Annotated in this window: 23 protein-coding genes and 4 tRNA genes; 19 read left to right on the top strand and 8 right to left on the bottom strand. The window is 70.9% G+C overall.

The window, feature by feature from the left end; all coding sequences use genetic code 11:
* Positions 1 to 3: 3 nt before the first annotated feature.
* Positions 4 to 1,032, bottom strand: a complete 1,029-nt coding sequence (locus ACQPXG_RS32030; RefSeq protein WP_433462864.1) for a glycoside hydrolase domain-containing protein — start codon at positions 1,030 to 1,032, stop codon at positions 4 to 6.
* Positions 1,033 to 1,244: 212 nt separating this feature from the next.
* Here ACQPXG_RS32030 and ACQPXG_RS32025 point away from each other — a divergent pair, with 212 nt between their 5' ends.
* Positions 1,245 to 2,219 carry a DUF11 domain-containing protein gene (locus tag ACQPXG_RS32025; protein WP_433462863.1) on the top strand — a complete coding sequence of 325 codons (975 nt, stop codon included), beginning with the start codon at positions 1,245 to 1,247 and terminating at the stop codon, positions 2,217 to 2,219.
* 30 nt (positions 2,220 to 2,249) lie between these two features.
* Positions 2,250 to 3,176, top strand: a complete 927-nt coding sequence (locus tag ACQPXG_RS32020; RefSeq protein WP_433462862.1) for an LLM class F420-dependent oxidoreductase — start codon at positions 2,250 to 2,252, stop codon at positions 3,174 to 3,176.
* 55 nt (positions 3,177 to 3,231) lie between these two features.
* On the opposite strand, the gene ACQPXG_RS32015 is transcribed toward ACQPXG_RS32020, so the two are convergent.
* Entirely contained in the window at positions 3,232 to 4,947 is a 1,716-nt protein-coding gene (locus ACQPXG_RS32015; protein WP_433462861.1) for an MFS transporter, read from the bottom strand.
* A gap of 174 nt (positions 4,948 to 5,121) precedes the next feature.
* On the opposite strand from ACQPXG_RS32015, the gene ACQPXG_RS32010 reads away from it, so the two are divergent.
* Complete coding sequence (locus ACQPXG_RS32010) at positions 5,122 to 5,892, top strand: TetR/AcrR family transcriptional regulator C-terminal domain-containing protein (RefSeq protein ID WP_433462860.1); 771 nt, start codon at positions 5,122 to 5,124, stop codon at positions 5,890 to 5,892.
* Between the two features lie 8 nt (positions 5,893 to 5,900).
* Here ACQPXG_RS32010 and ACQPXG_RS32005 read toward each other — a convergent pair whose 3' ends face one another.
* Positions 5,901 to 6,731 carry a TIGR02452 family protein gene (locus tag ACQPXG_RS32005; RefSeq protein ID WP_433462859.1) on the bottom strand — a complete coding sequence of 277 codons (831 nt, stop codon included), beginning with the start codon at positions 6,729 to 6,731 and terminating at the stop codon, positions 5,901 to 5,903.
* 76 nt (positions 6,732 to 6,807) lie between these two features.
* Between ACQPXG_RS32005 and ACQPXG_RS32000 the strand changes: the two genes are divergently transcribed.
* Genes ACQPXG_RS32000 through ACQPXG_RS31990 form a run of 3 tightly spaced genes read left to right on the top strand, consistent with a single transcriptional unit; the run spans position 6,808 to position 11,735 of the window.
* A complete protein-coding gene (locus ACQPXG_RS32000) occupies positions 6,808 to 7,692 on the top strand; it encodes a DUF3152 domain-containing protein (protein ID WP_433462858.1) in 885 nt (294 codons plus the stop codon).
* Positions 7,693 to 7,749: 57 nt separating this feature from the next.
* The gene (locus ACQPXG_RS31995) at positions 7,750 to 9,183 is read left to right on the top strand and encodes a 3' terminal RNA ribose 2'-O-methyltransferase Hen1 (protein WP_433462857.1); all 1,434 of its coding nucleotides are present in this window, start codon (positions 7,750 to 7,752) and stop codon (positions 9,181 to 9,183) included.
* On the top strand, positions 9,180 to 11,735 hold the full coding sequence (locus ACQPXG_RS31990) for a polynucleotide kinase-phosphatase (protein ID WP_433462856.1): 2,556 nt from the start codon (positions 9,180 to 9,182) through the stop codon (positions 11,733 to 11,735). Before ACQPXG_RS31995 ends, ACQPXG_RS31990 begins: the two co-directional genes overlap by 4 nt.
* Positions 11,736 to 11,792: 57 nt before the next feature.
* Here ACQPXG_RS31990 and ACQPXG_RS31985 read toward each other — a convergent pair whose 3' ends face one another.
* The 3 genes from ACQPXG_RS31985 to ACQPXG_RS31975 all read right to left on the bottom strand — a co-directional run bounded on the left by ACQPXG_RS31985 (position 11,793) and on the right by ACQPXG_RS31975 (position 14,765).
* A complete protein-coding gene (locus tag ACQPXG_RS31985; RefSeq protein WP_433462855.1) occupies positions 11,793 to 12,056 on the bottom strand; it encodes a zf-TFIIB domain-containing protein in 264 nt (87 codons plus the stop codon).
* Positions 12,057 to 12,123: 67 nt separating this feature from the next.
* Positions 12,124 to 12,909 carry a phosphotransferase family protein gene (locus tag ACQPXG_RS31980; RefSeq protein WP_433462854.1) on the bottom strand — a complete coding sequence of 262 codons (786 nt, stop codon included), beginning with the start codon at positions 12,907 to 12,909 and terminating at the stop codon, positions 12,124 to 12,126.
* 122 nt (positions 12,910 to 13,031) lie between these two features.
* Positions 13,032 to 14,765, bottom strand: coding sequence for an AMP-binding protein (locus ACQPXG_RS31975; protein WP_433462853.1), 1,734 nt, complete (start codon positions 14,763 to 14,765; stop codon positions 13,032 to 13,034).
* A 123-nt stretch (positions 14,766 to 14,888) separates the two neighbouring features.
* Here ACQPXG_RS31975 and ACQPXG_RS31970 point away from each other — a divergent pair, with 123 nt between their 5' ends.
* The 4 genes from ACQPXG_RS31970 (at position 14,889) to ACQPXG_RS31955 (ending at position 17,724) form a co-directional block, all read left to right on the top strand.
* The gene (locus tag ACQPXG_RS31970) at positions 14,889 to 15,797 is read left to right on the top strand and encodes an alpha/beta fold hydrolase (protein ID WP_433462852.1); all 909 of its coding nucleotides are present in this window, start codon (positions 14,889 to 14,891) and stop codon (positions 15,795 to 15,797) included.
* Positions 15,794 to 16,330 carry an RNA polymerase sigma factor gene (locus ACQPXG_RS31965; protein ID WP_433462851.1) on the top strand — a complete coding sequence of 179 codons (537 nt, stop codon included), beginning with the start codon at positions 15,794 to 15,796 and terminating at the stop codon, positions 16,328 to 16,330. The genes ACQPXG_RS31970 and ACQPXG_RS31965 overlap by 4 nt, the downstream gene beginning before the upstream one ends.
* Positions 16,327 to 16,800 carry a hypothetical protein gene (locus tag ACQPXG_RS31960; protein ID WP_433462850.1) on the top strand — a complete coding sequence of 158 codons (474 nt, stop codon included), beginning with the start codon at positions 16,327 to 16,329 and terminating at the stop codon, positions 16,798 to 16,800. Before ACQPXG_RS31965 ends, ACQPXG_RS31960 begins: the two co-directional genes overlap by 4 nt.
* 90 nt (positions 16,801 to 16,890) lie before the next feature.
* A complete protein-coding gene (locus ACQPXG_RS31955; RefSeq protein ID WP_433462849.1) occupies positions 16,891 to 17,724 on the top strand; it encodes a helix-turn-helix domain-containing protein in 834 nt (277 codons plus the stop codon).
* Here the strand turns inward: ACQPXG_RS31955 and ACQPXG_RS31950 are convergent.
* Positions 17,721 to 18,212 carry an Lrp/AsnC family transcriptional regulator gene (locus ACQPXG_RS31950; protein WP_433462848.1) on the bottom strand — a complete coding sequence of 164 codons (492 nt, stop codon included), beginning with the start codon at positions 18,210 to 18,212 and terminating at the stop codon, positions 17,721 to 17,723. The two genes, ACQPXG_RS31955 and ACQPXG_RS31950, sit on opposite strands and share 4 nt — an antisense overlap.
* Positions 18,213 to 18,317: 105 nt before the next feature.
* Between ACQPXG_RS31950 and ACQPXG_RS31945 the strand changes: the two genes are divergently transcribed.
* From ACQPXG_RS31945 to ACQPXG_RS31930, 4 genes are all read left to right on the top strand, one after another.
* Entirely contained in the window at positions 18,318 to 19,520 is a 1,203-nt protein-coding gene (locus ACQPXG_RS31945; protein WP_433462847.1) for an MFS transporter, read from the top strand.
* A gap of 290 nt (positions 19,521 to 19,810) precedes the next feature.
* The gene (locus tag ACQPXG_RS31940) at positions 19,811 to 20,659 is read left to right on the top strand and encodes a hypothetical protein (RefSeq protein WP_433462846.1); all 849 of its coding nucleotides are present in this window, start codon (positions 19,811 to 19,813) and stop codon (positions 20,657 to 20,659) included.
* An 87-nt stretch (positions 20,660 to 20,746) separates the two neighbouring features.
* Positions 20,747 to 21,874: a mannose-6-phosphate isomerase, class I gene (gene manA / locus ACQPXG_RS31935; protein ID WP_433462845.1), complete on the top strand. Its 1,128-nt coding sequence runs from the start codon at positions 20,747 to 20,749 to the stop codon at positions 21,872 to 21,874.
* Positions 21,875 to 22,926: 1,052 nt separating this feature from the next.
* Positions 22,927 to 23,190 (top strand): sigma factor-like helix-turn-helix DNA-binding protein, encoded by a 264-nt coding sequence (locus ACQPXG_RS31930; protein ID WP_433462844.1) that lies wholly within the window; start codon positions 22,927 to 22,929, stop codon positions 23,188 to 23,190.
* Positions 23,191 to 23,193: 3 nt separating this feature from the next.
* On the opposite strand, the gene ACQPXG_RS31925 is transcribed toward ACQPXG_RS31930, so the two are convergent.
* Entirely contained in the window at positions 23,194 to 24,075 is an 882-nt protein-coding gene (locus tag ACQPXG_RS31925) for a LysR family transcriptional regulator (protein WP_433462843.1), read from the bottom strand.
* A gap of 81 nt (positions 24,076 to 24,156) precedes the next feature.
* Between ACQPXG_RS31925 and ACQPXG_RS31920 the strand changes: the two genes are divergently transcribed.
* From ACQPXG_RS31920 to ACQPXG_RS31900, 5 genes are all read left to right on the top strand, one after another.
* A complete protein-coding gene (locus tag ACQPXG_RS31920; RefSeq protein WP_433462842.1) occupies positions 24,157 to 25,005 on the top strand; it encodes an oxidoreductase in 849 nt (282 codons plus the stop codon).
* Positions 25,006 to 25,203: 198 nt separating this feature from the next.
* Positions 25,204 to 25,288: transfer RNA gene (locus ACQPXG_RS31915), tRNA-Ser, on the top strand.
* 1 nt (position 25,289) lies between these two features.
* A tRNA-Met gene (locus ACQPXG_RS31910) sits at positions 25,290 to 25,362 on the top strand.
* 14 nt (positions 25,363 to 25,376) lie between these two features.
* Positions 25,377 to 25,449, top strand: a tRNA-Arg gene (locus ACQPXG_RS31905).
* Between the two features lies 1 nt (position 25,450).
* A tRNA-His gene (locus ACQPXG_RS31900) sits at positions 25,451 to 25,524 on the top strand.
* Positions 25,525 to 25,581: the final 57 nt, after the last annotated feature.

Here is a 25,581-nt window from a genome sequence, read left to right as displayed (position 1 = left end):
CGCCTACCGCCAGAAGAAGACCTTGGCGCTGGCCTTGGTGAGGGTGGCGGCGGCGGCTCCGTGCTGGAGCAGCTGGAAGCGCACCCGCTTGCCCGACTCGACGGTGTCGGCGGCGAGGCCGTAGACGAGGTTGGTCGTGTCGCCGGAGGAGGGGAAGTCCTGGACGGGGCCGACCTGATATTTGCTCGTGTCCTCGATGTCCACCTCGACCACGCGGGCCTGGATGAGCGTTCCGGCGGGGACGCCGCTGACGGTCGCGCCGACCGACAGGCTGTACCGGGCGGATCCGGTCAGCAGGCTCGGGCCGCCCGGGTCGTTGTGCTGGTGATCCTTGTCGGAGTACTCCTCGTTCCAGGTGACGTTCGTCCATTTCCCGGGGGCGAGCTGCTGCTTCCCGTCGCCGGTGCCGACGGACACGTAGTCGGGCATGTCGTCTCCCTCGGGCGAGGCGCCGACGCGCCACTGCCCGTAGTCGCTTTTGACGCCGCGGTCGTAGTCGACGCCGACGCCGTTGATGGTGTGGTCGTTGGAGTACTGCTGGAGCTGCGCCCGGGCGTCCCAGCTGCCGCCCGACCAGGCGTAGGTCTGCCAGCCGTAAGTGATCTTCTTGGCGTCGAAGGCCCGCTTGACCGGCCCGTAGCCGGCGTAGAGCCCGACGCGGTCGCGGCCGATGACGCTCGCCGCGCCGTCCAGGTAGGCGTTGATCTCGTCCTGCTGGCCGGCGGAGGCGTCCCAGTCGGCGGCGAAGTAGATGGGCCGGTCGTCCGGCATGCCGCACGCCTCGGCCTGCGCGGCCGCCGCCCTGGCGTCCGCCACGCCGGCGGACCGTCCGGCCAGCGGGCGCTGCGCGCCCGACTCCCAGACGACCACCAGCCAGATGCCCGCGTCGGACAGGTCGTCGGCTTCGGCGCGGGTGAGGTTCTTGCCGGTGGTGTCGTGCGACAGGTAGCGGCACGCGAACTTCGCCCCGGCGCGTTTCAGCGCGGAGGCACCGGGGCGTCCCCACGCGTAGTCGACACCGAAGACAGCCATGTCCACTCCATGGGTTGGGAGCCAGGTTCCCGCCGATTTAACAGGCTTTGTCGTTAGCGACGCAGCCTATTTCACAGGATCGCCGTCCGTAATCGCCGCGCGGGTCAAGGATTACCGTCCGTAGCGACACGCCGACGTAACGTTAGGTGGTCGGCCCGGCACTCGCTACAACGGACGTTGTTCGCAGGAAACGCAGGCCACGGGGGTTGATAGTGATCCGCACATGGAAGGGGCGCGGCCTGGTGCCGCTGACCGCAGCAGCACTGCTGGGGGCCGTGCCGATTGCGGCCGGGGCGTACGCCGCAGGTCCCGGCCCCGCCGCGCCCGACGGCCACCACGACGCTGCGTCCAAGCCGCCGCCCCGGCCCAGGACGCACGCCAAGCCCAAGCCCAGGAAGCTCAGCAAGAAGGCCGCGGCCGTGACGCTGCAAACCCGCAGCCCGGGGAGGAAAGTGATCCCGGGACGGACGTACGAGTGGACGTTCAGGATGACGGCCAAGGGGCCGAAGTGGTCGGGCAAGGCGATGTTCAGGACGACGCTGCCCGCGTCGCTGGCGTTCGCCTCCGGTGTGAAGGGCTGCGCGTCCAAGGGACGGACGGTCGAGTGCGACCTCGGCACGGTCCGGAGGGGCCGGACGGTCACCGGCGCGATCAGGGCGAAGGTGGTCAGGCGCGCGCGGCCCGGGCAGAAGATCCGCGTGCGGGGGGCGGTGACGTGGGGCGGGGCGCTCATCACCTGGGGGTTCCCGGCCGTGCGGGTCGCCAGGGCCGCCGACCTCGTCCTGTCCAAGGCGGCGCCGTCGACGGCGCGGGCCGGGACGAAGATCCTCTACGTGATGAAGGTCCGCAACCTCGGCCCGTCCGACGCCGAGAACGTGACCGTCGAGTCGAAGGGGCCGATCAAGATCATCGGGCGCGATGCCACGTGCATCCCGCGAGGACGCGGCTACGTGTGCTCGGTCGGTCCGCTCCGGAAGGGCGAGTCGCGGACGCTGCACCTGAGGGCGGTGCCGCGCGGGGACGTCCGGGCGGGGACGGTGGTGGAGACGTGGTGGATGGCGGTCTCCGGGACCCTCGACCCGAACGAGGGGAACAACGGCGCGACGGTCCGCACGAAGATCACCAAGCGTGCCGGGGGCGCGGGTCCGCGGCCGCGGGCGACCCAGCGGAGCCGGCCCGTGGCGTGACCGCCGCCGGTTCCGTACGAGGATGGGGGCATGCGACTTCGGATCTTCACTGAGCCCCAGCAGGGGGCGAGCTACGAGACACAGCTGGCCGTGGCCAAGGCGACCGAGGACCTCGGCTTCGACGCGTTCTTCCGCTCGGACCACTTCGTCAAGATGGGCGAGGTGACGGGCGAGCCGGGCCCGACCGACTCCTGGATCACCCTTGGCGCGCTGGCCAGGGAGACCAGCCGGATCAGGCTCGGCACGCTGGTGACGGCCGCGACGTTCCGGCAGCCGGGACCGCTCGCGATCTCCGTCGCGCAGGTCGACCAGATGAGCGGGGGACGCGTCGACCTCGGCCTCGGGACGGGCTGGTTCGAGGAGGAGCACACCGCCTACGGCATCCCGTTCCCGAGCCTCGGCGAGCGTTTCGCCCGGCTGGAGGAGCAGCTCGAGATCCTCACCGGGCTGTGGGGGACGCCGTCCGGCGGGACCTACGCGTTCAGCGGCGAGCACTACACCCTGAACGAGTCGCCCGCGCTGCCCAAGCCCGCCCAGGCGGGCGGCCCGCCGATCATCATCGGCGGGGTCGGCGCGAAGCGGACGCCGCGTCTCGCCGCCCGCTACGCCGACGAGTACAACGTCCCGTTCCACCAGGTCGAGGACACGGGCGCCGCGTTCGACCGGGTCCGCGCCGCGTGCTCGGAGGCCGGCCGGACGAAGCCGCTCGTCTGCTCCGCCGCCCAGGTCGTCTGCTGCGGCCGGGACGAGGCCGAGCTGCGGCGCCGCGCCGACGCCATCGGGCGGCAGGTCCCGGAGCTGCGCGAGAACGGCCTGGCCGGCACGCCGGGCGAGCTTGTCGACAAGATCGGCCGGTTCGCCGAGCTGGGTGCGGAGCGGATCTACCTGCAGGTTCTCGACATGCATGATCTGGAGCACCTGGAGCTGCTGGCCGCGGAGGTGCTGAGCAAGGTGTGACACGGCGGAAGGCCCGCGGCGGGGGAGCACCTCGCCGCGGGCCTTCCGCGTCCCGTCAGGCGGCTTCCGCCGCCTCCTCCTCGGGGCGCGCGTGCATCGGCAGCAGGAACGTCACCAGGAAGGTCAGGCCGAGCAGCCCCACCTCGACCCATAGCGTGATCTTCATGGCGTCGCCGAACCCGACCTTGGCCGAGTGCTCGCCGGCCTGTGCGACCGCCTTCTGGACGGCGGGCGCCGACTGGGGCGCGGCGGCGACGGCGGCCTTGACGTCGTCCTGGAGCCGGCGGCAGGACGCGGGCACGGCGGCGGCGTCCTTGGCGGTGGCGCGGTCGTGGCCGCAGTCGCGCAGGCCGTCGACGATGCGGTCTTGCCGCACCGCCGTGACGGACGCGGCGGCGAGGTCCCGGCGCAGCCCGGCGGCGCCGTCGTCGGCCGCGCCGGCGACATGCCCGCCCAGCAGGCCGAAGAAGATCGTCCCGAGGACCGCCGCGCCGAGCGCGCTGCCGAGCTGCTGGACGGCGGTGAGCGTGCCGCCCGCCGAGCCGGTCTCCTCCGGCTCGACGCCCGCCAGCACGGTGTCGAAGAACGGCCCCATCAGCAGGCCCATGCCGAGGCCGGTCACCGTCAGGGCGGGGACGAGCTGCCAGGGCGTGACGTCGATCCCCGTGTACTGGAGCGTGGCGTAGAGCCCGGCGATGCCGGCGGCCATGATGAGGGCGCCCGCGTGGATCACCGTGCGGCCGAAGCGCTGCACGGCCTGCATCACGCCGAACCCGATGATGATGCCGACCGACCAGGGGATCTGCGCGAGTCCCGCCTTCAGCGGGGAGTAGCCGAGCCCCAGCTGGAAGAACAGCGACAGCACCAGTCCGAGGCCCGCGACGCCGGAGAAGAACACCAGGCCGACGACGAGGCCGCCGGTGAAGCCGCGCTTGCGGAACAGGCTCGGGACGATCAGCGGGTCGCCGCCGGTGCGCTGCTTGCGGGCCTCGTACCAGGTGAAGACGCCCCAGACGACGAGGGACGCGGCCATCATGGCGAACGTCCAGGCGGGCCAGTCGTGCTCGCGGCCCTGGACGAGCGGGTAGATCAGCAGGCCGGCGCCGAGGGAGGCCAGGGCCGCGCCGACCAGGTCGAGCCTGGACGCGTGCTGGGCGCGTCCGGCGGGCAGGTACTTCATCCCGGCCACCAGGGCGGCGGCCCCGAGCGGCAGGTTGATCAGGAAGATCATCCGCCATCCGGTGCCGAAGAGGTCGGCGTCGATCAGCCAGCCGGCCAGCACCGGGCCGCCGACCGACGACAGACCCATCACCGGCCCGAACATGGCGAACGCGGCGCCCATCTCCTTCGCCGAGAACATCTGCTTGATCATCCCGATGCCCTGCGGGAGCATCAGCGCGCCGAACAGCCCCTGCATGCCGCGGGCGCCGATGAGCATCCCCGGGGAGACGGCGACGCCGCACAGCAGCGAGCCGAGCGTGAAGCCGGCGGCGCCGATGAGGAACATCCGCTTGCGTCCGTAGAGGTCGCCGAGGCGTCCGCCGGTGATGAGGCCGACGGCCATGGCGAGGGTGTAGCCGGCGGCGAGCCACTGGATGGTGGCGGCCGAGCCGCCGAGCTCGGCGCGGATCGTGGGGGCCGCGATGTTGGTGATCAGCGCGTCCAGCATGTCCATGATCTCGCCGGCGAGGATCACGAACAGGGCGACCCAGCGCCAGCGGTAGCCGGCCTCCGCGGTGCCCCGCGCGGGGGACGTCAGTGTGTCGGTCATGGTCATCTCCGAAGGGGGGAACGCTGTTCGTTCGCAACGAACACTGTTCTACGACCGAACGTTGTTCGTGTCAAGTACGATGTTCGCGTTACGACCAAATTTCTCTCTCTGGTAGAGAAGATATATCGCGATTCGCGATAGTCAAGATGTATCGCGAGATTGGGAGGTCGCGCCATGGCCACCGCACGCCCGGACGGCCCGCCGCCGGAGAAGACGCCGGCACCGGAGATGCCGACACCGCCCGGACGCAAGCCGCGCAAGTCCGCCCCGCCGAAGCGGCCGCTCACCCAGGAGCTCGTCGTTGACACGGGGATCCGCGTCCTGGACGCCGAGGGGCTGGAGGCGGTCACCATGCGCCGTGTCGCGCAGGAGCTCGGGACCGGCCCGGCGTCGCTCTATGCCCACGTCTCGGGCAAAGAGGAGCTGCGTGAGCTGATGCTCGACCGGATCGCCGCCGAGGTCAGGATTCCCGTCCCCGACCCTGAGCGCTGGCAGGAGCAGCTGAAGGAACTGGCGCGTGAGGTACGCCGCGTCTACACCTCGCACCGCGACATCGCCATGGTGTCCATGGGACACATCCCGACGGGTCCCCACCTGCTGGACGTCGCCGAGGCACAGCTCGCACTCATGCGGGCCGGCGGCGTGCCGAAGCCGGTCGCGGGCATCGCCGTCGACACCCTCGGCATGTTCCTCGACGCCGGCGCGATTGAGGACACGGTCTACTTCACGAAGGTGTCCCCCGGCGAGGACCTCTGGGCGTACTTCCAGGAGTACGTCAAGCAGATCCGGGACTACTTCGCCGCCTTGCCGCCCGACCGCTACCCCAACCTCGTCGGGATGGTGGACGAACTCACCGCCGAGGGCGGCGACGGACGGTTCGAGTTCGGGCTCGACCTCCTTGTCCGGGGCATCGCCTCTTACGTGGAAGAACCGCCCTCGTCCTGACGGGTGGCCTAGACGAAAACGTCCTGGAAGGCGACGTGCCTGGGGGAGCCCTTGGCGGTGTCCCAGACGGCGAAGACGACGTGCTCGAAGCGGTCGGCGAATTCCCCGCCCGGAAGCAGGGCCTCCGCGAACGCCTCGGCGACCTCGACCGGATCGTTGCGGAACACGCCGCAGCCCCAGGCACCGAGAACGAGCCGACGGTGTCCGTTGGCCAGCGACACGGCGAGGACCTTGCGGGCGCGCCGGCGCAGGACGGCGGGGATCTGCTCGGCTTTGGCGTCGTCCCGGATCGCACCCCGGTTGGGAGCGGGGGACGTCAGGAACGCGATGTCGTACGGCTCCTCTAGCAGCCGTCCCGCGTCGTCCCGGAAGACCGGTACGTCGGGCGAGTAGATCATGTGGTCGCTGTAGAGGAGATCTCCCTGCGCGCGGTGGAAGTCGTAGAACTCCCTGGCCGAACGCAGCGACTCGTACAGGCCGGACGAGCGGGCCAGCCCCTCCTCCTGAGCGTGTGCTCCGTTCAGGAACCCGCCCCCGGGGTTCTTCGCGGAGGCGAAGTTGAGGGCGAACGGAACCGTGCCCGGGGCGCACAGCCGGTGTGCCGCGGCGAGCGTGGTCTCGCCGGTGACCTCGATGCGCGTCCCGGCGCCGTGGTCCGCCGCGGGCGGGTTCTTGAGGAGCGTGTCCAGCTCGCCTGGCCGGTAGAGGACAGTGCGCCGGACGGCGCCGGCGAGGCGGTCGGCGATCGAGACGGTGCGGCCGGACGGGGCCGTGTAGTCGCCGCGTTCGAGGATGGCCACGGTCTCCTGCGCGGTCATCCGGCGGGGATGTCTGCTCATGTCGCCTCGGATTCTGCTGGTCCGGGAATCCCGGTCGCAAACCCTTTTAAGATCATTTCTGGCATGCTGGCGCAACATGCAGCCGACAAGATCGCATACCGGACGGTCCGGACGGTCCGGCCGGAGCAAACGCGGCGACCTCGACGCGGAGTTCGAGCGGGCCCGGCAGGCACGGAAGCGCGGGGCGGTCGCCGGAGCCGTGACCCTCGTCCTCGTGGTCGTGTTAGGCGGGGCGGTCGCCTGGTTCCTCGCGCCGGGATCCCGGCCGTCGCGCGGCACGTCTGCCACGACCGGCAGGGGCGGTGGGGATGAGGGGGGCAGTCAAGGGAACGGCGCCAGAGTCGAGGCCGAGCCGTCCGACCCCCCTCTCCTCAAGCCCAAGCGGGCCCCGTACATCCCCGCTAAGGGAACCGGGAAATTCTCCCGTCCCACCTCAAGCGGCAAGGTCCACGGGCAAGGCAAGCTCATGCGCTACATGGTCGAGGTAGAGGGCGGCCTACGGCAGGACCCCGTCGCCTTTGCGCAGAGCGTGGACGAGATCCTGGCGGACCCCAGGGGGTGGACGGCCGGCGGCAAGTGGTCGTTCAAGCGCGTCACCTCGGGCTCGTACGACTTCGTCGTGAAGCTCGCCGCGCCGGGCACCGTCGACAAGATCTGCGGCGCCTACGGGATGACGACCGAGGGCAAGGTGAACTGCAGCGCGGGCAAGCAGGTCGTGGTCAATCTGAAGCGCTGGCTGCTGCTCACCACCTACTACCGGGGTCAGGCGGAGCACTACCACGCGCTGACCATCAACCACGAGGTCGGTCACCGGCTCGGGTTCGGGCACATGACGTGCTCTGGACGCGGCCGCCTCGCGCCCGTCATGCAGCAGCAGATCTTCGGGCTGAAGGGCTGCCGGATCAACGGCTGGCCGTACGACCGGAGCGGCCGGTTCGTGAAGGGCCCGTCCGTGCCCTGATCGCGGATTCCGGAAAACCAATGGGGGACGTCAGGTACGTTCGGCCACACTTGGGACGTGCTTCTGACGATTACCACGACGATGAGCCAGGCGACCGACCTGGGGTTCCTCCTGCACAAGCATCCCGGCCGGGTGCAGAGCTTCGAGCAGTCCTTCGGCACGGCGCACGTTTTCTACCCGGACGCGGATGAAGGGCACTGCACGGCGGCACTGCTGCTGGACGTCGACCCGGTCAAGCTCGTGCGCACGCGTGGCAGAGGCACGCCGGACTTCTCGCTCGGCCAGTACGTGAACGACCGCCCGTATGCGGCGTCCTCCCTTCTGGCCTCGGCCATGGCGAACGTCTTCCGCACCGCCATGCGCGGTCGGTGCGATCTGCGTCCTGACCTGGCGGAGACGCCGATCCCGCTGGAAATCGTTCTTCCGGCACTTCCGTGCAGGGGCGGGCCTGGGCAGGCCGAGCGGTTCTTCGGGCCACTCGGCTGGGACGTGTCGGCCGTGCCGGTCCCGCTCGATCCGGAGTTCGCCGAGTGGGGTGACTCCCGGTACGTGACGCTCACGCTGACCGGGACGCTGCGGCTGGCCGACGCGCTCAACCAGCTGTACGTGCTCCTGCCCGTCCTGGACGACGCCAAGCACTACTGGATGGCGCCGGACGAGGTCGACAAGCTCATCCGGGCAGGCGAGGGCTGGCTGGCCGCGCATCCCGACCGCGGAGCCATCACGCGCCGCTACCTGGCCAACCGGCGTGCTCTCGTCCGTACCGCGCTGGGGCGCCTCGCCGACGCGGAGGACGCGCCGGAAGAGGAACTCGACCCTGTTGAGGTCGAGGAGGAGGCGTCCGCCACCGAGGACGAGCAGGAGCAGGCGCCCTCGGAGGAGCAGCCCGTTTCGCTCGCGGAACGCCGTGTCCAGTCGGTTGTGCAAGCGCTGCACGACGAGAACGCCCGCCGTGTCATCGACCTTGGCTGCGGCTCCGGGAAGCTGCTCGCGCGACTGGTCAAGGACGACTTCTTCAGCGAGATCTCTGGAACGGACGTCTCGTACCGGGCGCTGGGTCATGCCTGGCGCCGACTCCGCTGGGACAAGCAGCCGAGCCGGGAGAACCACCGCGTCCAGGACGTCTTCCAGGGCGCCCTGACCTACGCGGACGAACGGTTCCGCGGCTATGAGGCGGCCGTGCTGATGGAGGTCATCGAGCACATCGACCCGCCCCGCCTGGGGGCGGTCGAGCGGGTCGTGTTCGGGCACGCCTCGCCCCGCGTGGTGGTCGTGACGACGCCGAACGCCGAGCACAACGTCCGCTACGAAGGGCTGGCGCCGGGGTCGATGCGCCACCCCGACCACCGTTTCGAATGGACGCGGGACGAGTTCCGCGCCTGGGCGGACCGGGTCGCCGCCGCGCACGGCTACCGCGTCCGCCACGTGCCCGTAGGCGACGACGACCCCGAGGTCGGCGCGCCCACCCAGATGGGGGTGTTCACCCGATGACCGAGATCCGGATCCCGGAGATGGGCCTGGTCGTGCTGGTCGGCGTGTCCGGGTCGGGCAAGTCGCACTTCGCGCGCAAGCACTTCAAGCCGACCCAGGTGGTGTCGTCGGACTTCTGCCGCGGGGTCGTGTCGGACGACGAGAACGACCAGGCGGCCACCGGCGACGCGTTCGACCTCCTGCACTACATCGTGGCCAAGCGGCTGCGGCGCGGCCTGCTGACCGTGGTGGACGCGACCAACGTGCAGAAGAAGGCGCGCGAGTCGCTGCTCCGGGTCGCCAAAGAGCACGACGTCCTGTCGGTCGCCGTCGTCCTGGACGTCCCTGAGAGCCTCGCAGCCGAGCGGAACGCGGCCCGGCCGGAGCGGGACCTGGCCCCGCACGTCATCCCGCGCCAGCGGCGCGAGCTGAGGCGCGGCATGCGGTCGCTCGGGAGCGAGTTCCGACGCGTCCACGTCCTGAACGGCCCCGACGAGATCGACGCCGCGACGGTGACGTACGAGAAGGCGTGGACCGACAAGCGAGAGCTGACCGGTCCGTTCGACGTCATCGGCGACGTGCACGGCTGCCGCACCGAGCTGGAGGAACTTCTCACCAGCCTGGGCTACGAGATCGACAGGGACGCGCAGGGGCGTGCCGTTGGAGCGAACCACCCGGGTGGACGCAGCGCCCTCTTCGTCGGCGACCTGGTCGACCGCGGGCCCGACACCCCCGGCGTGCTGCGTCTGGTCATGGGAATGGTCGCCGCAGGCGACGCGCTGTGCGTCTCGGGCAACCATGAGGCGAAACTCGTCCGTGCTCTGCGCGGACGCAAGGTGCGCGTCGCGCACGGCCTCGCCGAGTCGATGGAACAGCTCGCCGCCGAGGACGAGGACTTCCGCGGCGACGCGGTGCGTTTCATGGACGGCCTTATCAGCCACTACGTCCTGGACCGCGGCCGCCTCGTCGTGGCACACGCCGGCCTTAAGGAGGACTACCACGGCCGCGCATCCGGACGGGTCCGCTCGTTCGCGCTCTACGGTGACACCACGGGGGAGACCGACGAGTACGGCCTGCCCGTGCGTTACCCGTGGGCCCGTGACTACCGGGGCAAGGCCATGGTCGTCTACGGGCACACCCCGGTCCCCAGGGCGGAGTGGGTCAACAACACCATCTGCCTGGACACCGGTGCCGTGTTCGGCGGGAAGCTGACCGCGCTGCGTTACCCGGAACGTGAGATCGTGTCGGTTCCGGCCCACCAGGTCTGGTACGAGCCGACGCGTCCGCTGGAGACGCCGCAGGGAGCGAGTGCGGGCGGTCACCGGGAGGACGACCTCCTCAACATCGAGGACGTCCTCGGCAACCAGGGTGTCGAGACCCGCCTGATGGGCCGCGTCTCCGTCCGCGAGGAGAACGCGCTGGCCGCGCTGGAGGTGATGAGCCGGTTCGCCGTGGACCCGCGCTGGCTCGTCTATCTGCCGCCCACCATGGCCCCTGCCGAGACGTCGTCGCTGCCGGGATACCTGGAGCATCCCGCCGAGGCCCTCGCCGCCTACCGGGACAAGGGCGTCGTCCGCGCGGTGTGCGAGGAGAAGCACATGGGCTCGCGCGCCGTGGCGGTCGTCTGCCGTGACGCCTCCGTCGCCGAGGAGCGCTTCGGCGTCACCGACGGGACGACCGGTGCCGTCTACACGCGCACCGGACGCTCCTTCTTCCGCGACCCGTCCCGCACGGCCGAGGTCCTGGACCGGCTCCGCACCGCGATCGGCGCCGCCGGGCTCTGGGACGAGCTGGAGACCGGATGGCTCGTCATCGACGGCGAACTGATGCCGTGGTCGGCGAAGGCCATGGACCTCATCCGCACGCAGTACGCCGCGACCGGTGCGGCCGCGCGCGCCGTCCTCCCGATGGCGGCCGGCGTTCTCGGGCGCGCGGAGGCACGCGGCCTCGACCTCGGCGGGCTGCGCGAGCGCGTCGACCGGCGCGCCGCCAACGCGTCCCTGTTCCGCGACGCCTACGCGCGCTACTGCTGGACGGTGGACGGGCTGGCCGGGCTGCGGTTCGCCCCGTTCCAGATCCTCGCCGGGGAAGGCCGCTCCTGGGCGGACGCACGCGACCACGAGTGGCACATGGCCGCCGCCGAGCGGCTCGCGGAGAACGACACGAGCGGGCTCGTCCAGCGGACGGGGTCGGTGACCGTCGACCTGGGATCGCCCGAGTCGGGGGCCGCCGCCATCGAGTGGTGGGAGAAGCTCACCGCGGCCGGCGGCGAGGGCATGGTCGTCAAGCCGCTGGGGCCGCTCCCGGAGGAGCGGAAGGTCCAGCCCGGCATCAAGTGCCGCGGGCCGGAGTATCTGCGGATCATCTACGGCCCCGACTACCGCGAGCCGGACCACCTCGACCGGCTTCGCCGCAGGTCGCTCGGCCGCAAGAGGTCCCTGGCCATGCGGGAGCACGCGCTCGGCATCGAGGCCCTCGGCCGGCTCGCCGGCGGGGAACCGCTGTGGCGCGTCCACCAGGCGGTGTTCGCCGTCCTGGCGCTGGAGTCCGAACCCGTGGACCCGCGCCTCTGACCCCTGCCCGTACGCCGCGGCCCGCCTCCCCTCGGGGGGCGGGCCGCGGCGCTCTGGTCAGGTCGAGAAGAGCATGTGGAACACGCTGCCGTGATGAGGGCGGTGGTGTCCGTGGTGATGGTGGTGGACCGCTCCTCCGGGGGCTCCCCATCCCGGCGCCGCGGCGGGCGGAGGGGCCGCCCGGTACTGCGACTCCATCTGGGCCAGGGCCTCAAGCTCCCCGTAGTCGAGGAAGACGCCCCGGCAGCTGTCACATTGCTCGATGTGGACGCCGCTGCGGGTGTAGGTCCGCATCACGCCACGACACTTTGGGCAGTGCATCGCCTTGTCATCCTTCCGGTATGGATCCCCAGGTAGAGGCTAAATGTAGGACAGGTTCCGCGCCACGTCATGCCGCGCCCCCCGCCGTGGATATTCTCGCGCAGGCGTCGATCATCGCCTGCTCCGCCCCGTCGAGTGGTCGATCTTCCCTTTCCGCGGATATGACGCACGTGGCGGCGATCTGGATCGCCAGACTTCGGGCGGGAATGTCCAGCGTGGTCCAGGGGCTGCCTTGCGCGGGGACGGCCGGACCGCCGGCCTCCCTGTACGCGTCCAGGAAACGCTCCCACTCGTCCGGGGAGAGAACCCCGGCGGAGTAGAGCGCGGCAGGGCGGGCGAGGTCCCAGGCAGGGTCGCCCTTGCCGAGGTCCTCGATGTCGATGAGCCGCCATTGCCCGCCCGGCGCGCGGACCATCTGGCCCAGGTGCCAGTCGCCATGGATGAGTGATTCGGACTTTCCCTGCGGCTCCTGTTCGTCGCCGCGTACCCAGGCGGGCAGGGTGCTGAACGCGTCTCGCACCACGTCCTGGGCGGGACCGTCCGTGAGCCCTGAAACCAGACGCGCAACCCGCGTCGGGCGCCCCCACGGCGGCGCGTCGGCCGGAACAGCCGTGGCGTGAAGGGCGGCCAGAACCCGGGCGCCTTCCTCCCAGGGGAGTTCCTGGGAAGGATCCACGGGCTCACCGAAGGTCGAGAGCGTGACCGTACGGCCGTCCACGGTGAGCGGCGGACCCAGCGGCCCGATCACGACATCCGGCAGCGTGCCCGCCAGCCGGATCCGGTCGAGGAACAGAGGTCCGTGGTCCCGATCGGCCTGATGGGCCTTCACGACCACGTCACCGATCCGCACCACGAGCACACCGTGCCGGTCGTAAAGGGTCTCCGGGTCTGCGGCTCCGTGGGCCTTCGCTTGGCCGATCTCAACGAGCCGGGTGAAGAGCCCGGACTGGACGGTCTCCGTGTGCACCCGACCAGTCAACCACTCTGCGCGGACCTCATCCTCTGTGCAGGCGAGGCGACGAACTCCTCCCGCATGCGTTGCCGGCTGACCTTCCCCAGCAAGTTCCGCGGCAGATCCGTCCGGGGAAGGAACTCGGCCGGCACCTTGTAGTGCGACAGGTAGCGCTCACAGTGCCGCCGCAGTTCGTCCGCCGAGAACGGGTACGCGGGGTGCTCGACCACGTGGGCGATGATGCGCTCGCCGCGCCGGACGTCCGGCACACCGACCACGGCGCAGTCGTAGACGGCGGGATGGCGGCGCAGCACCTTCTCCACCTCGGACGGGAACACGGTGAAGCCGTTCACCTTGATCATGTCCCGCTGGCGTTCCAGGATGGTGATGAAACCGTTCTCGTCCATCACCGCTATGTCACCCGTGCGGAGCCAGCCCTTCGACAGGCTCTGCGCGGTGGCGAGAGGGGCGTTCCAGTAGCCGGCGAAAACCTGCGGTCCCCGCACGACGAGTTCGCCCGTCTCGCCCGGGGAGAGGACCCTCGTCGGCTCCTCCGGGTCGACGATGACGGCGTCGGTCATGGGCAGGGGCAGCCCGACCGTGAGGTTCCGGGCGCCGCCTCCCAGCGGGTTCCCCGTGACGGCCGGAGACGCCTCCGTGAGCCCGTAACAGTTGATCAGGCCCCGCGCCCCGACCTGGTCGAGCCGGTCGATCGTGGCCTGCGTCAGCCCCATCGCCCCGGAGATGTGGATGCGGAGCGAGCGCAGGTCGTCCGGCCGGAGACGCGGGCTGTCGAGGACCTGCTCGTACAGGGTCGGCACGCCGGGGAAGATGGTCGGGCGGTACTTGCGGATGGCACGGATCACGCGATCGCCGTCGTAACGCGGGAGCAGCACCACCGCCCCGCCCGTCATCACGGGTGCGACCAGGCAGCTCATCAGCCCGAACGAGTGGAACAGCGGCAGGACCGCCAGCGTGACGTCCTCACCGGGACGGGTGTTCAGGTCCCACGCGTGCTGCTGGCAGGCGTTCGCGACGAGGTTCCGGTGGGTCAGCATCGCGCCCTTGGGACGTCCTTCCGTCCCGCCCGTGTACTGGATGGCGGCCAGGTGCCGCGCCGGGTCCAGCGGGAGCTGCCGTACCTTCCGGCGAGGCGCCCTCTGCAGCTCCTTGAAACGGACGACGCCGGGATCGTCCGGCACGTCGGCGGTGATGGCCGCGCGCCGCCGCTGCGTCTGCACGAGCGGCAGCCGCAGGGCGACGCGCCTGGAGGCCGGCAAGAAGTCGACCAGCGACGTCACCACGATGTGGTCGAGCCGGAGCCGGGAACGCACCGCCTTCACCGTCGCGTAGGAACGATCCAGGACCACCGCGACACGCGCGCCGCAGTCCGCGAGCTGCCGGAGCATCTCCTCCTCGGTGTACAGCGGGTTGTGCTGGACCGCGATCGCGCCCCTGCGCAGGACGCCGTAGAACGCGATGACCTGCTGCGGGCAGTTCGGCAGGATCAGCGCCACGCGGTCGCCCGGCTGCACCCCGAGCCGGTGCAGCCCGTCGGCGAACCGGTCCACGGCCTCGCGCAGGTCGCGGTAGCCGATCCGGCGGCCGAAGAAGATCAGCGCGGGCCGGCGCGGGTACCGCTCCGCGGCGTCGTCGAGCAGCCGCGTGACGGGGATGTCCGGGATGTCGATCTCGCTGGGGACCCCGGGCTCATACCGCCGCCGCCAGGGCGAGGAACGTAGTGACGAGTGCCACATAGCGCCCGATTCAATCATCTTCGGGGTGTCCGTGCCGCTTGGAGACCGGCGAAGTCGGGTGGAACGTTTCCCGGCCGCGGCCCCTCCCTACCTCACGAAGGACCATCCGAACGGGGAGGAACCATGCCGCGGCCCATGCCCATGGTCGAGGGAGTCGAGCACCGATACACGGAGGTACGCGGCGTCCGTTTCCACGTCGCCGAGGCGGGCGAGGGGCCGCCGCTGCTGTTCCTGCACGGCTTCCCCCAGAACTGGTACGCCTGGCGGCATCTGATCCCCCTCCTGGCCGGCCGGTACCGCTTGGTGATGCCCGACCTGCGCGGAGCCGGATGGTCCGGCGCGCCCCACCGCGGCTACGCCACCCGTGACCGCGCGGCCGACGTCCTCGCCCTCATGGACGCGCTCGGCCTCGAACGGGTCGGCCTGGTCGCGCACGAATGGGGCGCCTGGACCGGCTTCCGGCTGTGCCTCGACGCGCCCGCCCGCTTCAGCGGGCTGCTGGCGATCAACATGATCCACCCGTGGCCGCGCCAGCGCGCGGTCCTCCGCAACGCCTGGCGCATGTGGCACACCGCGCTGTGGGAGTACCCCCTGCTCGGCGGCGCCGTCCTGCGGCACTGGCCGGGCTTCACCCGCTACCATCTGCGCCGCGGCGTCACCGATCCCTCCGCCTGGAGCCCACAGGACCTCGACGAGTTCGTGGAGGCCGTCCGATCCCGCCGCCACGCCCACGCCGGCCGCACCCTGCACTGGCAGTACGTCCTGCGCGACATCCCGGCCCTGGCGGGGGGCCGGTTCAAGCGCAGGCACCTCAGCGTCCCCACTACGATCCTGTTCGGCCTCGACGACTTCATGGTGGCCCCCGAGATGCTGGCCGGCGGTGCCGACCACGCCGACGCCCTGGAGTGCCGGACCGTCCCAGGAGGTCACTACCTGCCCAACGACCGTCCCGACCTCGTCGCCGAAACGATCCACTCCACCTTTCCGGTGAGGGACGCGTTCGCCTCTACGTTCAGGGAACCGGCCGGATGACGATGACGCGACGGGGGAGCGTGGTGATGGCCGAACCCGAGCGGGTCGCGGCGCTGGTGCGCGGTGCGCAGAAGGGCGACAGCCTGGCCATGCAGGAACTGCTCGACCTGCTGACCCCCTACGTCGGCAGGCTCTGCGGTCCGATCGCCCTGCAGGACGGCCCGGACGCCGCGCAGGAGACCCTCATAGCCGTCTTCCGCGGCATCTCCCGGCTGCGCGATCCCGCCGCCCTGTTCGGCTGGGTGAGGGCCATCGCGGTCCGCGAGTCCGTGCGGGTCGCCCGCCGTCAGGGCGGCCCCGCCCCGCCGCTCGACCTGGAGGCGGTGCCGCAGCGCGGCGACCCCCAACTGGCCGCGGACGTCCGCGACGTCCTCGACCGGCTGTCGCCCGAGCATCGCGCCGTGCTGGTGCTGCGCGATGTCGAGGGTCTCGACGAACGGACCGTCGGCCACCTGCTCGACATCTCCACCGGAACGGTGAAGTCGCGCCTGCACCGGGCGCGGCGGGGCTTCCGAAAGGCGTGGGAACGATGAACCAGCCCGACTGGCCGGTGGCCGGCCTCGACCCCGTCAGGCGGCTGCGCGTCATGGCGGCGTCCATTCCCGGTGCCTCGTACGCAGAGCAGACACTCGCCAACACGCTCGCGGAGGTCTGGGCGGTGGCGAGTGACCTGGAGGCCGAGTTCCCCATGCTCCTCACCGATGTCCGCACGATGCGGATCACCCGGTCTGACGGCGAGAACCTGGAAGCCGTCGCCGTCGGCCGCCTGGGGCAACGCGCCCGCTTCGACATCGTCATGCGCCCCGGCTGGTGCTGGATGCAGAGCAGATTCCTCCACGGCGGCATCGCCGCGTCCCCCACCCCCGAAGGCACCCGCGTCGCCTTCACCGGTGCCCTGCGACTTCCCGGCATGCGCCTGGTCGACCCCGTGATCCGCAGAACGGCCCTCAGCCGGCGAGTCCTGACCCGCCTGCAATCCCGCCTCCCACCCCCAGCCTCATGACGAGACGACCCGGCCCTGCGCCTGTGGCCGCGCTTAGACGGGCACTGACAGGGCCACGATCCGGGGCAGCGCCGTTGGTAGGTTCCGGGTGTGAGCGACAACGAACTGGGCGCCTTCCTGCGCGCCCGCCGCGAGGCCGTCACGCCGTCGCAGGCAGGACTGCCTGAGGGCGCTCGGCGAAGGACGCCGGGGCTGCGCCGTTCGGAACTCGCCACGCTGGCCGGCGTCAGCGTCGAGTACCTGGCGCGGCTTGAGCAGGGACGCGACCGTCACCCTTCGGCGGCCGTCCTGGGGGCGCTCGCCGACGCGCTGCATATGTCCCCCGACGAGCGCCTCCACCTGCGCATTCTTTCGAAGGGCGGTGACGGGGGCCTGTGCCAAGCAGCGCCGAACGACGTCGTGCGGCCCACCGTCCGAGCGTTGCTCGAACGTATGGAGCCCGCTCCGGCGATCCTCGTCAACAGGCTCGGCGACATCCTCGCCTGGACGGACGGTTACGAACTGCTGGCAGGCCCGGTCGGGCTTCTGGACGGCGACCCGCCCAACGTCGTCCGCTTCGCATTCACCGATGTGCGGGCCAAGACCGTCTATCCCGACTGGGACCACGTCGCGGACGAGCGCGTCGCAGCTCTCCGTAGTGCGTTCGTAGGCGGCGACCCGTACTACAAGATCCTCGTGGACGAGCTGACCGTCACCGCCGGTGCTCCGTTCAGCGAACGCGTCGGCGCCCTGCCGAGCCTGCCGAGGAAGTCGGGCGTCGAACGGTTCGTCCACCCGGACGTGGGCGAGCTCCGGCTGGCCTACGAGACCCTCGAACTTCCGGTGGGTGATGACCAGCGGCTGGTCGCGTACCTGCCCGCCGACGACGCCACGTCCGATGCGCTCGCCCGTCTGCGCCGGGGCAGACTGCGCGCGGTGCGCTAGCGGGTCCAGCCGTCGGAGGCGGTGACGGTGCGGGCGTCCGGGGCGGGCGGCTCGACGGCGCGTCCCTCGTAGGCGGTCGACAGGACGATGTGCGAGTTCATCTCCCCGTGTTCGCCGAGCCGTTCCAGCAGCCCTTCGAGGTGCGGCATCGAGGCCACCCGGACCTTCAGCATCGAGCACCAGCTGCCGCTGAGCTTGTGCACCTCGGTGACCTCGGGCAGGTCCTCGGCCGCGGTGGTCTTCAGCAGGCACCGGCCGAGGGCGCAGCGCATCTGGACGAACGCCGTCAGCGGTTGCCCGACCCGCGCCGGGTCGATCCGTGCCTGGTAGCCCGTGATCACCCCCGACTCCTCAAGGCGCCGCACCCGTTCGGCCACCGCCGGGGACGACAGGTTGACGAGGCCCGCCAGCCTGTTGAACGACAGGCGCCCGTCCCGCTGCAGTTCGGCGATGATGCGCCAGTCCGTCTGATCCAGCTCCCGGTCCATCTTGAAGGTCCTTTCCGCGAAATACCTTCCAAATTAGAGGTGGAACCGGTCGAACGCCAGGGATCTCCCATTCCCGGGCCGAATCAGCGTTTCTAGCGTTAAAGCATGGAAAACCGATCCCGTCCCATGGCCGCCCTGTGCTCGGGCACCGCACTGATGAACGCGTCCATGGCGGTGGCGAGCGCGACCGGCACCCTCGTCGCCGCGGACCGGCTCGGCGCCGGCTGGGGAGGCGTCCCGAGCACGGCCGGCATCGTCGGGACGGGCGCCGGCGCGGTCGCCCTGACCCGGCTGGTGCGGCGGACGAGCCGGCGCCGCACCTTCGTCCTCGGGTACGCCGGTGCGGCGGCGGGCGCGTGCCTGGCGGCCGCCGCGGTCGCGAACGGCGACGTCATCGGCCTGTGCCTCGGGATGCTGCTGCTCGGCCTCGGCAACGCGGGAGCCCAGCTGTCGCGGTACGCGGCGGCCGATCTCCACCCGCCCGGGCGGCGCGGCCACGCGATCGGGCTCGTCGTGGGGTGCGCGGCCGCCGGCGCGGTCGGCGGGCCGCTACTGCTCGACCCGGCCGGCGCGGCCGCCGCCGGGATCGGCCTCCCGGCGTTCACCGGACCGTTCCTCCTGGCCGTTGTCACCTGCGCGGCCGCCGCGCTCGCCGCGACCGGCGGACCGAGGGGCGGGACGGGAACCGGCAGCCCGCCGCCGCTGCGCAGGCTGGTGAGCACGCCGGTCGCGCGCTCCGCGCTGGCAGTGATGGTGACCGCGCAGGTCGTGATGGTCGCCGTCATGACGGCCGCGCCGCTGGAGATGCACATGCACGGCGACGGCCTCGCGGCGGTCGGCATGGTGCTGTCGGCGCACACCCTCGGCATGTTCGCCCTGTCACCCGTGACCGGCCGCCTGGTCGACCGTCTCGGCGCCCGCCCGGTGATCCTCGGCGGACTCCTCACCCTGGCCCTGTCCACGGCGCTCGCGGCCGTCGCGACCGGCTCGCCGGGACGTCCCGCGGCGCTCTTCCTGCTCGGCTACGGGTGGAACCTCTGCTTCGTCGGCGGCAGCGGCCTGCTCGCCCGCGACCTTCCGGAGGCGGAGCGCCCGCACGCCGAGGGCGCCGTCGACGCCGCCGTCTGGACGATCGCGGCCGCCGCGAGCCTGCTGTCGACCGTCGTGCTGTCGGCGGGCGGCTACGCCGTGCTGGCCTGGACGTCGTGTGTCGTGGCGCTCGCGGTCACGCTCACCCAGTCCCGGCGCCGCGAGCCGGTGCGGGGGACGAGCGAAAAGGCCGTCGAACCGGGGATCGGACGCACCTGACCGGCGGGTCAGATACGGCCCGTGCCGCGGCAGACATTGCACTGCTCGCGCGTGGCGGTGCTGGTGCCGGTGCCTCTACAGCCAGGGCACGCCCGCGTCGCCGGCTTGTTGTGCTTGCCCACGTCCACCACCCCCAGGTCGCCTCATCTTAGGGGCTCGGCCGATCGAACGCCGTGCCCGCTTATCAGTTCGCCGACCGGACCCCGGAGGTTCACCCGGACCGCCGCTGAACCCGCACCGTAACGGGCACCGTGCAGGGAGGTAGGGCAGCTGCGATCGGAGGGCGGCGCATGATCGACACGGTGGGAGCGGCGGACGCCATGGTGCGGCACGTCGCGGACGGCGCGGCGGGACGGCTCCGGCTCGCCGCCGAGTTCTACGTCGGCGACCGGGCCCGCTACGGCCGTGCCGAGCTGAGCTTCCTGCGCTGGGAGATCGCCCGGGGCGTGCTGAACCCGCCCGGCGGCGATCCGCCGGGCAGCCCGTGGTGGCGCGCCGTCAACGACCGGCTGTTGCGCGACAAGGCGGAAGCCGCCCTGCTGGACGACGGCCACCGCGGCGAGCCGTCGTCCAACGGCGTGCGCCTGTGGGGCGAGTTCCTCCGCGGACCGTCCCCGGCGGCGTGGTACCGCGCCCACAACGCGAGCGTCGTCGCCGGGTACCTGGACGGCGAGCCGCTCGCCCTCGCCGAACTGCCCGCCGAACGCTTCATGATGAACGTCGCGCTCGTCCGCGTCCTGTACGCGCACGCGCTGGTGGCGCGGCCCCGGCTGGCGCTCGGCGCGTTCGCGCCGCTCGGCGGTCTCCTCGGCGACCCGCGCGGCGGTTCGGTCGGATTCTTCCTCGACCTGCGCCGCGCGTTCCCCGAGCGGTATCCGCTGGGGGACCTGCTGGCCGGGGACCTCGTCGCGGCGGAGGGACTGCTGCCGCGCGTCCTCGACTACGGAGTGATCGTGCCGCGGCTCGTCCCGCTGTACGAGTTCGCCGCCGAGTCGCTCGGCCTCCCCGGCGTGGAAGCGCTGATCAGCGACGGCGCCCCCTGCTACGCGTGGCCGGCCCGCCGCGCGGACTGGCACGGCCCGAGCGCGCTGAGGCTCACGACCCGGCTCACCGCGTACGCCGTACGGATGAGGGCCTGACCCGGGGCGCCGCCCGGCGCTTGTACGCTGTCCTCACGAGCGCCGACTCCCGTTGTGGCGCCCCGAGTGAGGAGATCGCGCAGGTTGGTGCCACTGCCGCTGACCACGGCGATCCGGCCCTACGAGTGGGGTTCGCGAACCGCGCTGGCCGAACTGCTCGGAGTCGAGCCGACCGGGCGTCCGCAGGCCGAACTGTGGGCGGGCGCGCATCCCGCCGCCTCTTCCGCCGTGGACGGGACGCCCCTGCACGCGCTCATCGAACGCGACCCGTCCGGGATGCTGGGCGCGCGGTCGATCGACCGTTTCGGTCCGACGCTGCCGTATCTGCTCAAGGTACTGGCGGTAGAGAAGCCGCTCTCCCTCCAGGTGCACCCGACCACGGCGCAGGCCCGGGCCGGGTTCGCCCGTGAAGAGGCGCACGGCATCCCGGTCGACCATTACACGCGCACCTACAAAGACCCCTTCCACAAGCCGGAAATGGTGTGCGCCCTCACCGACTTCCACGGCCTCTGCGGTTTCCGTGACCCGGCGGAGACCGCCGATCTACTCGAAGACCTGTCGGTCGCCGAACTGCGCCCGTGGATACGGACACTCCGCACCGAGCCGCCCGCCGAAGCGCTCCGGACCGTCCTCACCCAGATGCTGGACGAGGCGTCCGAGCCCGTCCAGAAGGCGGTCGAACCGGCCCTGACCGGCGTCTACGCCGACATCGCCCGCGCTTACCCCGGCGACCGCGGAATCCTCGCCGCGCTTCTGCTCAACCATGTCGAACTCAGCCCCGGCCAGGCCCTCTTCCTGGACGCCGGAGTGCCCCACTCATACCTGGGCGGCCTGGCGATCGAGGTCATGGCGAACTCCGACAACGTCCTGCGCTGCGGCCTCACCGGAAAGCACATCGACGTCCCGGAACTGATGCGCGTGGTCGAATTCGCTCCGACCGCCCCCCACCGCATCGAACCGACGGCCGGCCACGACTACCGCACACCCGCCGAGGAATTCATCCTCACCCGCCACGACCTCACAGGCGGCCCCGAGAACCTGCCCACCGGACTTCCGCAGACACTTCTCTGCCTGGAAGGCGAAGCCCACCTGACGGCAGACCGGACCTTGACCCTCACCCGAGGCGAAGCCGCCTTCATCCCCGCCGCAGCCCCCGCAACCCACCTAACCGGCCCAGGCACGCTCTACCGCGTGCTCCCGGCGATTGGGCCATAACCGCCCTAGCCTTGGACATCGGCGGTGCCAAGCCCGCGATCAATGCCCGGCGCCCCCGGGCAAGCCCGAATCCGTCCGGCTTCCGCAAGCCCACGGTTCGGCAGTAATCGTCGATGCCGAGTGGTCGCTCAATGGTATTCGAGAAACAAGAACCGGCCCCCGCGCGTGCGCGAGGGCCGGTCGATTAGTCAAATCTCAATCGTCAATCAGTCACACTTCGGGCACACCCAAGTGGTGTTGCCTTGCTTGTCCGTCTTGCCGATCAAGCGTCCACCGCAATTGCTGCATGTCATTTCAGTCTCTCCTTTATGGGCAACATTTCAATGCATCGACGGCATTGACCATCGATAATGCGATTCAAGCAGTCGACGGCTTCATATCTGCTTCATATCTGCTTCATCGCCGGCCAAAGCGGTGTGCGATCGGACAAGGGGAGATCACTCAACGCGCAAGATGGTTACCGCGGGCCTGTGGAGATCACGTCCCGTCCTGGGGGCAAATGCGAAGAGCATGGCCGAGACCAGCTTCAGACCCTCACCGTCAGACGAAGGCACGAGGGCGCATGGGGTCGTGACAGACCATCCTGGGGACCATGCGCAGCCCACGTGCAACGTGGGTGTCGGCGGCAAGCAGAAGCCCCGGCCACGGCCCGTTGCCGGGGTTCCCTGGTTCACGCTGGGGCAGGTTGTTCCACGTTGGTGATGAACTGCTTCATCCGCCACCACGGCGAGTGCCGTTGTGATCCGGATGAGGTGGTCAGTCACGGGCCGACCTCTTGCGCCACTCGATCCCGCACGGGCGGTCCTCGCCGTGCCCGACGAGCCGTTCGGTGAGCCGGCCTCGGGAGCCAACGTAGGTCGGGTTAAGCCGACCATGATCGACGGTGCCGGATGGTTCCTCTGGCTTCCCTCCCTTGTTTTCGCAGGTGAGCGGCTCCTTAGACGACTTCCCGGGACTCGGCCGGACGAGGGGCGGATAAGTCCTCCTCATTCCTTCCTTAACGCGGGCATAAGGGGGGAGCCGGGAGGGGTGGGGGGTGCGAGGTTTCTTGTGTGGCACTGCGAGTGGGCAAAGACACCGGTTCGTTCCTCCCCGGTTCGCCGGGGGAGCGGATGCGCCCCGCGGTGGTCGCCCGGGCCTTCCAGGCGCTGCCGTCCGCGCACCGCGAGATCCTCACCGAGACGGTCTTCAGGGACCGGTCGGTCAATGAGGCCGCCGCCTCCCTGGGGGTGCCGGTGGACGTGGTGAAAGTCCGCGTCTACCAGGCGCTCCGGGCGCTCAGCGCGGCCGTGGAGGAGCCGCGGCCGATCGTCTGACGGTCACGCCGGGGAACCGGCGAGGTCGCGGACGATCGCGGCGAACGCCTGGACGAGCGCGCCGCCGCCATGCCAGGCGAGGGCGACGCGCAAGGGCTCCACGTCCGTCAGCGGGACCCAGGCGAGGCCGGGGCGCGTGTAGTAGAGCGCCATGCTGGACGGCGCGAAGCAGATGGCCGTGCCCTCGGCGACCTGTTCGAGCATTTCCTCGACGTTGTCGTTGGTGGGGCCCCAGCGCGGCTCGGAGCCGTCCGGCCGCGGGTTGACCGCCCACCAGTTCACCCAGGCGCGGGGTGCGCGCTCGGTCCACATGAGCGGCTCGTCCTTGACGTCCATGATGGAGACGCCCGCGGCCGCGGCGAGCGGGTGGTCGGTGGGGAGGCCCACCACGCGGGGTTCGGTGTGGACGATCTCGGAGTGCAGGCCGGTGAGGTCGGCGGGGAGCCACACGAACGCTACGTCCACCTGGCCGGCGCGGAGCGCGGCGGCCTCGCCGCCCCAGTCGTAGCGCTTGGGTTCGACGCGGACGCCGGGGTGGGTGCGGGCGAACTCGGCGCGGGCGCGGGTGGTCAGCTCTCCGGCGCCGCTGGCCTCGAACCCGACGCGCAGGACGCCGGTCTGGCCGCGGCGGTGCCGTTCGGCGACGGCGGCGACCCGGTCGGCCTGCCGGACCGTCCGGCGGGCTTCGGCGATCACGTCCCGGCCGGCCGGGGTGGGGGCCACACCGCCGGCGTGCCGGTCGAACAGCCGGACGCCGAGTTCGGCTTCGAGGTTCTTGAGCGCGTAGGAGAGCGCGGGCTGGCTCACGTAGAGGGTCGCCGCGGCCCGGCCGAGGTTGCCCTCGTCGGCGATGGCGATCAGGTAGCGCAGCTGGCGCAACTCCATGCGAGGATCATAAAGGCTCTTTATCGAGCGCGTTGATTTCTGTCTTGGACGAGGCGCCCGGTGTGCTGCGATAACTGCGGCATGACGAACACCACTGAGAACGGACGGGTCTGGCTGATCACCGGGGCGAACTCGGGCTTCGGACGGGCGATCGCGGAGGCGGCGCTGGCGGCCGGTGACACGGTCGTCGCCGCGGCCCGCCGTCCCGGGGAGCTGGACGACCTGGTGGCGCGGCACGAGGGCCGGGTGCACGCGGTCGCGCTGGACGTCACCGACCAGTCGAAGATCGCGGACGTGGTCGCGGACGCGGTGCTGTGGCACGGCCGCGTCGACGTGCTGGTCAACAACGCCGGCCGCGGCGTCGTCGGGGCCGTGGAGGAGACCACCGACCGGGAGCTCCGGGAGTTGATGGACCTGCACTTCTTCGGTCCGGCCGCGCTGACCCGCGCGGTGCTGCCGCACATGCGGCGGCAGGGGAGCGGCGCGATCGTGCAGATGTCGAGCATGGGCGGCCGGTTCTCCTTCCCCGGCGTGGGCGCCTACTCGGCGACCAAGTTCGCGCTGGAGGGCATGTCGGAGGCGCTGGCCCAGGAGGTCGCGCCGTTCGGCATCAAGGTGCTGGTGGTCGAGCCGGGCGCGTTCCGGACGTCTTTCGCCGGCGGCGGCCTGTACCAGACCGCCGCGATGCCGGAGTACGCCGACAGCGTCGGCCCGGTCCGCGCCGGCCTGCCGAGCAGCGACGGCAAGCAGCCGGGTGATCCGGCCAAGGCCGCGGCGGCGATCCTGAAGGCGCTGGACGCGGACGACACCCCGCTCCGGCTGCCGCTGGGCAACGACGCCGCCGACGCGGTGGCCGCCTCCCTGACAGGGGCGCAGAAGGAGTTCGAAAGCTGGGAATCCACGTCCCGCGGAACCGATTTCGAGGAGTGAGCCGATAAATGGGTTGCCGGGGCGGGAACCGCCCCGGCACCATGGACGTCGTAGGCAGCGAGACCGGAAGGAGAGGGAAGATGCGTCGCCATCGAATGCACAGCAGCAGCCTTTCCGGTCTCGGGAGCCGCCGACGGACGTGACCTGCACGTCCTGACGCCGACCGCCCGCGGACCACGGGCGGTCTTTTTGTTTTCCGGAGGGTTGGCCGAGCGGAAAGGCAGCGGCTTGCTAAGCCGTCGTCAGGGTCACCCCTGCGCGAGTTCGAATCTCGCACCCTCCGCGCCGAGTGAGGATGCTGGTGTGTCCGGCGGATTCATATCCCGTCACAGGCAGGTTCGATTCCTGCACTCGGTACGGCAAGTGAACAAGTCTTCGTGGCGCAGTGGAGAGCGCGCCGGGTTGCGGACCCGGAGGTCGCAGGTTCGATTCCTGCCGGAGACGCGGCCTTCGTGGTGTAGTGGTCTGCACGCCAGGTTGTGGTCCTGGAGGTGTCGGTTCGATCCCGACCGATGGCCCTTTGCGCCGTTCGTCCGGCGGTGACCGTCAGATATTGCCCAGTCGCTGGTGTCCGGT

Source organism: Spirillospora sp. CA-128828 (assembly GCF_050945415.1).
Taxonomy (GTDB): Bacteria; Actinomycetota; Actinomycetes; order Streptosporangiales; family Streptosporangiaceae; genus Spirillospora.
Note: the sequence above shows the minus strand (reverse complement) of the source record. Positions and strands in the feature narration are given on the sequence as shown.